The 11660-nt window shown below is 51.6% G+C and carries 13 protein-coding genes; 12 read left to right on the top strand and 1 reads right to left on the bottom strand.

The annotated features are described in order from the left end of the window. Window positions 1-8 precede the first annotated feature (8 nt). The 12 genes from AACZ40_RS06195 (at window position 9) to AACZ40_RS06140 (ending at window position 10605) form a co-directional block, all read left to right on the top strand. Window positions 9-128 (top strand): BMC domain-containing protein, encoded by a 120-nt coding sequence (locus tag AACZ40_RS06195; protein WP_339673627.1) that lies wholly within the window; start codon window positions 9-11, stop codon window positions 126-128. Between the two features lie 97 nt (window positions 129-225). After that, window positions 226-1416, top strand: coding sequence for an acetate/propionate family kinase (locus AACZ40_RS06190; RefSeq protein WP_291166434.1), 1191 nt, complete (start codon window positions 226-228; stop codon window positions 1414-1416). A 50-nt stretch (window positions 1417-1466) separates the two neighbouring features. After that, window positions 1467-1778 (top strand): EutN/CcmL family microcompartment protein, encoded by a 312-nt coding sequence (locus tag AACZ40_RS06185; RefSeq protein ID WP_291166436.1) that lies wholly within the window; start codon window positions 1467-1469, stop codon window positions 1776-1778. A gap of 26 nt (window positions 1779-1804) precedes the next feature. Then, window positions 1805-2323 carry a hypothetical protein gene (locus AACZ40_RS06180; protein ID WP_291166438.1) on the top strand — a complete coding sequence of 173 codons (519 nt, stop codon included), beginning with the start codon at window positions 1805-1807 and terminating at the stop codon, window positions 2321-2323. A 71-nt stretch (window positions 2324-2394) separates the two neighbouring features. Continuing rightward, window positions 2395-3825 (top strand): aldehyde dehydrogenase EutE, encoded by a 1431-nt coding sequence (locus tag AACZ40_RS06175; protein ID WP_291166440.1) that lies wholly within the window; start codon window positions 2395-2397, stop codon window positions 3823-3825. Between the two features lie 46 nt (window positions 3826-3871). Beyond that, a complete protein-coding gene (locus tag AACZ40_RS06170) occupies window positions 3872-4132 on the top strand; it encodes a EutN/CcmL family microcompartment protein (protein ID WP_002647073.1) in 261 nt (86 codons plus the stop codon). 31 nt (window positions 4133-4163) lie between these two features. Beyond that, window positions 4164-4835 carry a hypothetical protein gene (locus AACZ40_RS06165; RefSeq protein WP_291166443.1) on the top strand — a complete coding sequence of 224 codons (672 nt, stop codon included), beginning with the start codon at window positions 4164-4166 and terminating at the stop codon, window positions 4833-4835. Between the two features lie 20 nt (window positions 4836-4855). Continuing rightward, on the top strand, window positions 4856-5137 hold the full coding sequence (locus AACZ40_RS06160) for a EutN/CcmL family microcompartment protein (RefSeq protein ID WP_291166445.1): 282 nt from the start codon (window positions 4856-4858) through the stop codon (window positions 5135-5137). 64 nt (window positions 5138-5201) lie between these two features. Next, on the top strand, window positions 5202-6092 hold the full coding sequence (locus AACZ40_RS06155) for a class II aldolase/adducin family protein (protein ID WP_291166447.1): 891 nt from the start codon (window positions 5202-5204) through the stop codon (window positions 6090-6092). 59 nt (window positions 6093-6151) lie between these two features. Next, window positions 6152-7084 carry a lactate/malate dehydrogenase family protein gene (locus AACZ40_RS06150; protein ID WP_291166449.1) on the top strand — a complete coding sequence of 311 codons (933 nt, stop codon included), beginning with the start codon at window positions 6152-6154 and terminating at the stop codon, window positions 7082-7084. 68 nt (window positions 7085-7152) lie between these two features. Then, window positions 7153-8370 carry a hypothetical protein gene (locus AACZ40_RS06145; protein WP_291166451.1) on the top strand — a complete coding sequence of 406 codons (1218 nt, stop codon included), beginning with the start codon at window positions 7153-7155 and terminating at the stop codon, window positions 8368-8370. Window positions 8371-8469: 99 nt separating this feature from the next. Beyond that, a complete protein-coding gene (locus tag AACZ40_RS06140; protein WP_291166453.1) occupies window positions 8470-10605 on the top strand; it encodes a YfhO family protein in 2136 nt (711 codons plus the stop codon). Here the strand turns inward: AACZ40_RS06140 and AACZ40_RS06135 are convergent. After that, entirely contained in the window at window positions 10586-11164 is a 579-nt protein-coding gene (locus tag AACZ40_RS06135) for an FHA domain-containing protein (RefSeq protein ID WP_291166455.1), read from the bottom strand. The two genes, AACZ40_RS06140 and AACZ40_RS06135, sit on opposite strands and share 20 nt — an antisense overlap. Between the last annotated feature and the right edge of the window lie 496 nt (window positions 11165-11660).

Below are 11660 nucleotides of genomic sequence, written 5' to 3'. Positions count from 1 at the left end.
AGGGAGATATCGGTTCGGTTCGTGCCGCCGTTGACGCTGGTGCCGCAGCTGCTTCTCAAATCGGAGAACTGGTTGGCGCACACGTGATCGCACGCCCCTCCGCAGGCCTGATGTCAAACTTTATCTAAAAGAGACACTGTTGGTTCTTCCCACTGCTCAACGTGTGAGCAACGGGGAAAAGGAAGTCGAAACACCAGTCTTTAAGTCACAGAATGGATTCCTGCAATGAAAGTACTTGTTGCCAATTTAGGTTCCACCAGTTTCAAATATCGCCTGTTCGATATGCCAGCCGAAGTGCAGCTTGCCCGCGGCGGCATCGATCGAATTGGTGGGGAACAGAGTTTTTGTTTCGTCGAAATTGGTGCGCATCGGGAAGAGCACGAACAGAATGTGCCCGACCATGCGGCTGCCGTCAACTTATGTCTGTCGCAATTGACCAACTCCGACTGGGGTTGCCTTGATTCCGCAGACGAAGTAGCCGGTATTGGTTTCAAAGCAGTCTTTGCCGGAAACATGAGTGGCATACGTCTGGTCGATGAAGCGTTACTGACCAAAATGGAGGCGCTGGCAGATATTGCACCTGCTCATAACCCTCCCTATGCCCGGGCCATGCGACAACTGCGGCAGGCGTTCCCTGAAATCCCGCTGGTTGCTGCACTGGAAACCGCCTTCCATGAAACCATTCCTGCTGAAAATCGTGCTTATGCCATTCCCCATGAATGGCAGGAAGAATACGAAGTCCAGCGCTGGGGGTTTCATGGCGCCAGCCACCGGTATATCGGCTCTCGTATGGCCGAGCTCACCGGTAAAGACGATCTGAAGGTGATATCCTGCCACCTGGGAGGCAGCAGCTCTGTGTGTGCCATCGAGAGTGGTGTCTCCAAGGCCAACAGTCTGGGAATGAGCCCTCAGACAGGGTTGCCTCACAATAACCGTGTGGGTGATTTTGATCCGTTTGCTCTGCCGGTTCTGATGAAGGCCACCGGGAAATCGCTGGCGGAACTGCTGGAAGACCTGTCGAGCAAAGGAGGCTTACTGGGCATGAGCGGATTGAGTGGTGACTGTCGCGATCTGGAAGAAGCGGCCGCCAAAGGACACAAACGGGCGCAACTTGCACTGGGCGTGTTTCACTCAGCCATCCGTCAATACCTGGGAGCCTACATGACGGTACTGGGAGGCGTGGATGCGATTGTTTTCACAGGTGGAATCGGTGAGAACAGTGTCAGCTTAAGAGAAAAAGTCTGCAGCAACCTGGAATGGGCGGGAATTCGTCTGGATTCTGAAAAGAACAAGTCAGCCTCGCATGAGGCTCAAATCCAGGCGGACGACAGTAAAGTACAAATCTGGGTTGTGCCTACGAATGAGGAGATTGTAGTCGGCAGACAGACCGTCGAGGTCATTGAAGGGCGTTCGTAACGCCTGGAGAATACAGTTATCCCTTAGAGGATTTTACAGGAGTTGGTTCGATGTTTATAGGACGCATAACCGGCAGTGTTGTTTCGTCTCAGAAAGTCGAAACGATGGTCGGTCAGAAACTGCTGATTGTCGAACCGTTGCGCGTCAACGAAAAAGACCAGAGTGATCTGACTCCCACCGGACGATCGTTTATCGTCGTCGATACCGTGGGGGCAGGGCAGGGCGAAATCGTATTGTGTGTGCAGGGGTCATCGGCCCGTTTCACACCCGAAACGAAATCACTGCCAATCGACGCAGCCATCATCGGCATAGTCGATCAGGTTCACATTGGTTCCAGAGAAATTTTTAACTCAACGGATTGACCTTCGTTCTGTTCCGGAAACACAGCATGTCCCGAGAATTGCCACAAATCACACTGCAACAGCGACAGATGATGATGACTGTCATCTGGCTTGCGTTGATCCTGGGTGTGGTGACATTCGGAATTATTGTGACTTCAATCGGACTGAAAGAAGAACCGGGGAAGGGATTACCCATCATGACATATCTGGGAATGGGTATTGCAGCTCTGATGCTGGTGCTGCGAATGGTTGTTCCCAATCTGGTTGCCCGTAATCAATTTACACAGGCAATGCAGGAGGCGCAAGCAGAAGGGAATCAGGATGAAGAACAGCTGCTGGGAACATTTTATCAGATCTTTCTGGTGCGACTGATTATCGGAATGGCCTTACTGGAAGGAGCCGCCATGCTCAATCTGTTTGCTGTCGTTATTGAAAAACAGAAACTGGCTTTCATTCCGGTAGTAATTTTGCTGCTGGTCATGATTGCTTCAATGCCCACGAAATCGAAACTGGACGCATGGATTCGCAACCAGATGGAAAACTATAACCTGGAACATCAAAACTGAAATATCACAGACTGAGACAGCCGCTGCGAGTTATCAAACTCAACGCCGGACTGCTCGGGGAGAAATAAATTATGCAGGCGACTGAAGAAGCCATTCGTAGTGTCGTTCAGGAAGTGTTATCACAACTTAATAACAAAGGCGGCTATGGATCCGCTTCCGCCACCACTCAAACGGATGGTGACTGGGGTGTCTTCCGCAGTGTCGATCAGGCCGTCGCTGCAGCCACCGCAGGACAGAAACAACTGTTGAACGCCACTCTGGCTGACCGGGCCAAAGCACTGGAAATCGTCCGACAGATCTGTACCAGCCAGGCCGATGAACTCGGTCGCATGGAAATGGAAGAGACAAAAATCGGTCGGCTGGATCATAAGATCGAAAAGCTGCACCTGATCAAAGGCATTCCCGGTATGGAATTCATGAGGACCGAAGCCGTCTCTGGTGACTACGGGATCGGTATAACTGAATACGCCCCCTTCGGCGTCATCGGTGCCATCACTCCCGTAACACACTCACTGCCGACCCTGGCCTGTAACTTCATCAACATGGTCGCCTCCGGAAATACACTGGTTGTGAATCCGCATCCCGGCGGAGCCAAAGTTGCCTGCGAAGGTGTGCGTCGCTTCAACAAAGCCATTTACCAGGCAACCGGCCTGCAGAATCTGGTCACAATTGTCGAGACCCCTACACTCGAAACGGCAGACCAGATCTTTAATCATCGTGGCGTTCCACTGCTGTGTGTCACTGGTGGCCCTGGAGTCGCCCGGGCTGCATTGGCTGCCAAGAAACGTGCGATTGTCGCAGGCCCCGGTAATCCGCCCGTCGTCGTGGATGAAACCGCGGACATCGAAAACGCTGCCCAGTCAATCATTGCGGGTGCCGCCTACGATAACAACCTGCTATGTATCGGCGAAAAAGAAGTCTTTGCCGTGGAGAGCATCTTCAACGAACTGATGTCTGCCATGGGGCGACACGGGGGTTATCAGTTGAATGATCAGCAGGTTACACAGCTGACAGCTCTGGCATTCTCGCCTCCCACAGAACCGGGAGGACACGCTGTTCTCAACCGTGATCTGGTCGGTAAAGATGCCGCTGTCCTCGCCGGCTTGATCGGCGTCAATGTGCCACCAGGAACACAGTTGCTCTACGGTGAAACCGACACCATGAATCCATTCGTGCCGGAAGAACAGATGATGCCATTCGTGCCATTCGTCCGCTGCCGCAACGCAGACCACGGCATTGAACTGGCCAAAGAATTCGAACACGGGTTCCGTCATACCAGTATGATCCATTCCCGCAATATCGAAACCATTACCAAAATGGGACGCATTATGGATACCACTCTGTTTGTACAGAATGGTCCCTGTGGCGCTGCCCTGGGGAACGGGGGAGAAGGCTATGCTTCATTCAGCATCGCCACTCCGACAGGTGAAGGCGTCACCAACCCCATGACATTCACACGGTTCCGTCGTTCCACCACCGTGGGACACTTACGGGTTATTTAATTAAACAGACAATCAAGCGGAACTCCGCTGCAGGAATGACATTCACATGTTGACAGGACAGGTCATAGGACGAGCTACCGCAACGGCAAAACATCCCAGTCTTGCCGGCTGGCGCTTATTGCTGGTCCAGACCCTGGATATCAAAGGCAACGCCGATGGATTTCCGGAACTGGTCATCGACCGCCTGGGCTGTGGCAAAGGGGATATTGTCCTGCTGACTTCCGACGGTGCAGCCGTCCGGGACATGGTAGGAACCAATAATACTCCCATTCGCTGGGCCACGATGGGCGTCATTGATCGCGAATAAACAAAACAGAATAAGAGTAGATTACAGAGTCATGCAGTTTTCTGAAGAATTAGTCAACCAGGTAGTCGCCAATGTACTGTCGAACCTTTCCCGCCAGGGGCAGGTCGCTCAGCACACAGGCGCTGCTGCGTCTGATGCTTCAGTGGTGTTAACAGAAAAAGTCATCACGGCGGATCTGTTATCCGCAAAAGTCAAAGGACAGGCAGCCGTCGGCATCGTCGCGGGCGCCATCCTGACACCCACTGCAAAAGATTATATACGTCAGAATCAGATCAGCGTGCATCGTGCTTCGACATCATCTGCTTCAACACAGCAGAGAAGCCAGTGGCGGGCGATTGTACTCACTCATTCCTCAGCCGTGGAAAATGCCCTGACTGATATCGAACAACAGACTGGCTCACGCTGGTCACAGGAATTAAGTACTTCACTGGATCATGCTGTCCAGGATGCGACCAGCAGCCTGTGTCGTGCCGATGCTGCAGGAGTGGTCCTGTTTGCTTCTGCGGCAGAAAAAGCAGCCTGCCTGGCAAATCGAAATCAGAAAGTCAGGGGGGCAGCAGTGCAGGACGTCAATCACTTGCGAGATGTCATTTCGCAGATGAGTCCGAACCTGATTTGCGTGAATCCGAAACAGAAATCGTTTATCGAACTGAGAAACCTGGTCAAAACATTCGTCAAGGCAGGCATTCCCCAGGGAAATTGATCTGCTGAAAGTAAAGAATTATGAAAATCGCAGAAGTCATCGGAAAAGTGACCTTATCTCGCAAGCATCCCAGTCTGGATGGTGCTCGCTGGCTGATCGCGATTCCTTTGAAGAGTGATGAACTGAATTCAAAAAAGAAGAAAAAAACGGAACCGTTTATCATATACGATGAGCTGGGTGCCTCACCTGGCTGCCAGATTGCAGTCAGCGAAGGAGCAGAAGCAGCCGCTCCCTTTCATCCTGAAGTGAAACCGATTGACGCGTATGTGTCAGCCATTCTCGATCAGGTTGAAGTTTACTGAGACAAGTTTGAAATCAATCCCCTGACACAAATCACATATTTTATTAACGTTTGGAGTTAAAACCATGTCAAATCAATGGACCAGTGGAATTCATGATCGGAAGCTGAAAGAAGAAATCTGCGAAATCGGACGTCGCGTCTACAACAAGGGCTTCGCAGCAGCCAACGACGGAAACATATCCATTCGTGTTGGCGAAAACGAAGTGCTCTGCTCACCGACCATGATCTGCAAAGGTTTCATGAAACCAGACGATATCTGCGCTGTCGACCTCGACGGAAACCAGATCGCCGGCACACGGAAACGCACCAGTGAAATCCTGTTGCACCTGGCGATCATGAAAGAGCGTCCGGACGTCAAAGCGGTTGTGCACTGTCACCCTCCTCACGCGACCGCCTTTGCTGTTGCCCGCGAGCCCATTCCTCAATGTGTGCTGCCCGAAGTAGAAGTCTTCATGGGTGAAGTTCCGATGGCTCCTTACGAAACTCCCGGCGGACAGAAGTTCGCTGACACGGTAGTGCCGTTCCTCAAAGGGGGCACAAACACGATCATCCTGACCGGTCACGGTACCGTGACCTTTGGAAAGTCACTGGAAGACGCGTACTGGAAAACAGAAATTCTGGATGCCTACTGCAATATCCTGCTGCTTTCCAAACAGCTGGGTCGCGTGACTTACTTCAGCGAAAACGAAACCCGCGAACTGCTCGACCTGAAGAAAAAACTCGGATTTGATGATCCACGCTTCCACGTCGAAGACTGTGATCTGTGTGGTAACAGTGCATTCCGTGATGGCTACAAAGAAGGGATTCCTCAACAGAAATCTTTCGAACCCGCTCCCAGCTATCCCGGATACCTGTCGAAACCTTCTACGCAGACGACCCCCACGACCAATAACGGTAACTCAGATCACTTGATCAAAGCGATCACCGATCAGGTCATGTCGGCTCTGGGTAAATAATCCCTGTATTCTCATTTTATATAACACGCATCACATCGTCATATAGAAAAGATCTCAACATGAATGTCAGTATTATCGGTGGTGGCGGGCTCGTTGGCTCCTGTGCCGCCTTTGCATTACAGGCCGGAGGCATCGTCCGGGAAATCGCTCTGGTAGACGTCAATCAGGACCTGGTCGAAGGCCAGGCACTGGATCTGTTGCATGGCAGTTCTTTGACCGCCGATCAGAAAATCTACGCTGGTGGCACCGAACTTGTGAAAGACAGCGACGTGATCGTAATCACCGCCGGTCTGCGACGTAAGCCGGATGAAAGCCGTCTGGATCTGATTAACCGAAACGTGGCTCTGTTCAAAAACATTCTGGAAGATGTGAAGCGTGTCGGAACCAAGCCGGGCGCGATTGTGTTTGTCGTTTCCAATCCGGTGGACGTGCTGACATATTTGGCAATGAAAGAACTCGGCCTGCCACCACAACAGGTGATCGGCCTGGGTACTGTGCTCGACACAACCCGTCTTCGCAGTATGCTGGCGGCCCGTCTGGACGTGCCGCCGACCCAGGTTTCAACCCTGATCCTGGGAGAGCATGGCGACAGCATGGTTCCCATCTGGTCTGCCGCGCAAATTGGTGGACTGCCCCTTGAAAAATTCCCGGGCTGTAACCCCAGCCTGATTGCCGAAGTCGAAAAGAAAACTCGTGGCAGCGGAGCCGAAGTCATCAAGAAAAAAGGGGGAGCCGGTTTTGCAGTCGGCGTCAGTATCGCTGATGTCGTGCACTGTATCGCCCTCGATCAGCGTCGCATTCTGCCTGTCTCTTCGCTGCAGAATGGCGCCTTTGGACTGCGGGACGTCTGTATTTCCGTTCCGACTGTCATGGGTCGTTCCGGTGTGATGAAACACCTGGAAATTGAACTCTGGCCGAAAGAACAACTGGCACTCACCCAGTCCGGAAAAGTTCTGCGGGAAACCGTGGACAAAGTGCTGGGTGGCCACTGAGCCAGAAATGACACCTTGAGTTTTGTTGCATTCTGTTTACTTGCGTTTTGTATTGAAATGATTGTCTGATGGAAAAATCACTCGACAGGAAGCTGCAGTCGATTCATAAGGACCCCAGTGGTTCCAAAGAGTTTATTATCGCGGATGCCAAAGACGCCGACATGGCGTTCGGAATTGGTGCTCCCGGCTTGTCTCCAGAACGGCATGACCAGGAACTCAAATACAAAACGCTGGCGGAGTACCGGGAACAGATCCGGGAAGTGATCAAGCAGGAAGTGGTCGACATCGTTCTGATGTCTGCCAGTACCAGCGAGAAACTGACGATTGACGAACGCCTGTTCGACAATTCGCCGATCACACCGGCTGCCCGGGCCAACGACACAACTGACGTGCACGTTCCCCGAGGCGGAAAAATCCATTTGTCGCCTGCGAAACCATTTCGCTCGGCCAGCCTGGATCACATTCAATGTGGCCACCTCGATTGTGCTCCGGAAGAACGCGCCTATGGTGCCGACCTGGGTCTTTACTCAGTAACCTTTAATAACAATCTGGAAGAGGATCTGGCCACCCTCGAACGTTACAAAGAATTCCGGGAAGAAGCCGAACGCAAAAAGTTCCGCCACTTCCTGGAAATCTTCGATCCCAATATCAGTACGGCCATCGCCGCCGACCTCGCACCGGGATTTATCAATGACCTGATTGCCCGCACCCTGGCAGGTGTCGCGACAGCTGGACGTCCCACCTTCCTGAAAATGGTCTATCATGGTCCCCGGGCCATGGAGGAACTGGTCGCCTACGATCCTCATTTGATTGTAGGCATCCTCGGTGGTTCAGCGGGAACGACCCTTGATGCGTTCCAGTTGATTTACGATGCGAAAAAATATGGTGGTCGTGTGGCCCTGTTTGGTCGGAAGATCAATCAGGCCGAGCATCAACTGGCATTTATTCAATTCCTGCGTTACCTGGTCGAAGACAAGATTCAACCGGTCGAAGCTGTCAAAGCCTATCATGGCGTGTTGCAGGAACTGGGCATCAAACCGACGCGTGAACTGGACGTGGACCTGACTTACCAGACCGCGGTGATGAGCTATGGGGGAGAAGACGGAAAAACATTCAGCTTCCCTGCAACAAAAACAGCCAGCAAACCTGCTGCCGGAAGTGCGAAAACAACGTCTGCCAAACCTGCAACGACGAACGGGAAAGGAACGCCTGACTTCGCAGCCATGAGCTCAGCAGAGAAGCTGGCTTACCATCAGGATCGACTAAACCGGATGTTTGGTGAATAACATCTGCTCCTGTAAGTTGAGACATCATATCCAGCGGCTTAGAATACAAGACTTGTCATTCCAGGCCGCTTTTATTTTGTCAGCACAAGGTTCAGTCGTTTGAGTCGTTCTTCAAAGCAGAAAACCCGGTCAACCCAGCCGGAAACCGCATCCCCTGCCGGTACTCCTGTCTTTGCGGGCACGATCCTCGCGATTGCCATCGGACTGACATGGATCTTCTGGTACGGTCTCTGGGCGGGTGGCGGACTGATCGGCGGTGACCTTTACACCTATTTCTTTCCGCAAAAGACGTTCTTTGCTGAACGACTGCAGGCGGGAGAATTTCCACTCTGGAATTCCAACATTGGTCATGGTGTCCCCCTGGTTGCAGAAAGCCAGACCGGGGCTTTCTACCCCTTCAACTATTTCGCCTATCGTTTTCTCCCCGTCAACACCGCTTACAACTTCGTGCAGATTCTGCATTACATCCTGGCATTCGTCTTCACCGGCCTGTATGTGAAACGACTGGGCTACTCCCTGGTCGCCGCTCTGTTTGCAGGACTGGTCTACACGTATGGGTGGTTCCCTTCGCGAATCTGCCTGGAATGGGCTATCATTGGTGGTGCGTGGCTCCCGTTGACCTTATGGTGCGTTGAATCATTCTTTCAGACCCGCTACTGGCGGTATGCGATCCTGCTGTGCTTCGCATTGACGATGCAGATTCTGCCTGGCCACTTCAACCTGGCATTCATCACGCAGTTAATGCTGGTCGTTTATATTCCTGCCCGCATCTGGTTCAGTCGCGACGAAACGACCGATGCACTCAAACCGTATCGCAGACGAACCATAATCCTGTTATTGTTTGCATTTATTTCCACCTATGCACTCTCGGCAGTTCAGCTCGCTCCGACCTGGGAACTGAAACAACTCAGTCAGCGGGCCGAAGTCGGTGAGCGATCGCATCAGCCCGGTTATGGTCACATCCCGGCCTGGTATCTCTCACAGGTCGTTGCTCCCTGGGCCTGGTATCCTTACGAAGTGAATCTCGATGCCGGTCTGGCCCCCGGAGACGATGCCACGAATCAGGTCGAAGCGCATCTGTACTTCGGAATTGTCTCAATTCTACTGCTGATTTATGGAACGTGGAGTGGTGCCTGGACGCGCGACCGCAGGCTGATCCTGCTGGCGGTGATCGGGTTCCTGGCGTTGTTGTACACGCCAGGCTGGTTCCTCCCCCTCACCAGGCATCTGCCTGGCTTCAGCTTCTTCACGGGCCCCGGTCGCTATGGAATCCTGACCACATTTGCTGTCGCAGTCATCGCTGGTGTCTGCCTGGAACGACTGACAACAAACTGGCATCGTCACCTTCGGCTGTTGGCAGTCGCCGTTATCTGCCTGATTACTACAGCCGATTTCTGGGTCGTCAGCCGCTATGTCACCTATGCCGCTATTATTCCCAATCCGCCGATTAATAATGTTGATCAAAGTGCGCTCAAAAAAATCGTGACCGAATATGGCAAACCGGTCCGCCTGTTTGCTCCGGGAGCGAACTTACCAACTCTGCTGGGCGTTTCTTCCACACCCGTTTATCTGGGGATTGGTCCCGAACAGTATTTCAATCCTGAACTGACAATGCCTCAACCATTGCCATTTAAAGAGCCTGCGACCCCCGAGCAGATTGACTGGCTCCGCAAAGCTGGTGTGACACACATCCTCAGCCAGCATCGACTCGATTTGAACCATTGGCCCGTAAAACCAGTCTGGAGTGATTTCGACGCTGTGATTAATCCCGCCTGGGGAAGATTCGACGAACCGCTTTATTTTTATGAACTGCAGGATTCCCGGGGGCGGCTTGCCTGGTTGCATCCCGAAGCAAATCAAAGCGCCACGATTACCGAATATCGTGCGAATGAAATTAAAATTGAGGCAGAAACTCCCACAGAAAATACACTGATTTTAACCGATCTGATGTATCCTGGCTGGAAGGTCTACGTTGATGGACAACCTGCTGAAGCAGAACTGATCGAAGGCATGTATCGCGGGGTAAAACTTGAGGCGGGGAAACATGAAGTGGTGTGGGCGTATCAATCAGGCTGGTTCCTGATCGGCGCAATCATCAGTTGCGTCACACTGCTGTTGATATTTACGATCGCCCACTTCCGATTCTGGCATCCGATTCTGTTGCAAATGAAGCAGAGAACAGTGGAAGTGCAGCCAGATGTGCCAGTCGATAAGATTACGAAGAAGAGGAAATAAATTCCACGTTGGAGCCAGTCCCTTCAAAGCGGTGACTGTCGGAATAATTTTCATCGTCATCTTCGTCGTCAACACTCTCCAGCTCATCGCTGGGTAGCATTTCGTTTGCACTCACATTGTGACCACTGTCTGAAATGGCGACCGGAAACTGCTGAGAGATATCCACGTCTTTAGTCGGTTTTTTGAAGTGCTGAACCGAAGGTGCTTTGGTGGGGGTGCTGTCAGATTCAGATTGACTGTCAGAGAGTTCTTTTTTCTTATGGTAGTCAGCGCCAATATTTTCCAGATGATAGGCAACGTTTCCAATTTTCAGTTCATCATTCAGTTTGAGCCAGGCCTGCTGGTCAATCTTTTTCCCGTTCACATACACGCCGTTCATACTGCCCAGATCACGAACAACGGGACGGTCATTAACAATCGCAAGACAACAATGCTTGCGAGAGATTTTGGGACTGTCATTGATCACGATATCACAGTCGGGATGGCGTCCGACAAGAATGATCGCCTTGTCAAGCACGATCGGGCGACCTTGATTCACGGGGACTAAGCAGACTGCCATAGAAGACTCCAGTCAGAAACGTTAGCAAACTTAATGATTTATAATTATACGAGTCATCCAGATCCAAGTAAAAGAAAAAAGGCCCGAGGGCAACGTGTGTGACAGAATTTCACACCATAACCCATATATCTTACACGGAAACTTAATATGTTAATTATTGATAAATATCGACTATTTATAGATATACACTCAACAAAGACTCGCTGTTTCTCGCAAAAATGAGTGATTCACTGCACGCAAGCGATCCTGAAATATTCCCCGGTCAACCTGGACACTTCCAGATACAATTCGCACAACCCGCATAACCGAACTGGCGTACATGGTTTAATACCGCGCATCCATTGTCACAGGACTAATTTGATGAATCCTGAAAATCCTGATGCTGTCAGATAAATTACTCTCTGAAGGAACTCTGATGAACTATACTCAGATAGACTCACTTTCCTGCCCACGCTAACATTCGCGGGATTAGATCGACTCTTACCGCACAAGCGTG

Source organism: uncultured Gimesia sp., from assembly GCF_963972345.1.
Lineage (GTDB): Bacteria > Planctomycetota > Planctomycetia > Planctomycetales > Planctomycetaceae > Gimesia.
This window is presented reverse-complemented; position numbering and strand designations above follow the sequence as displayed.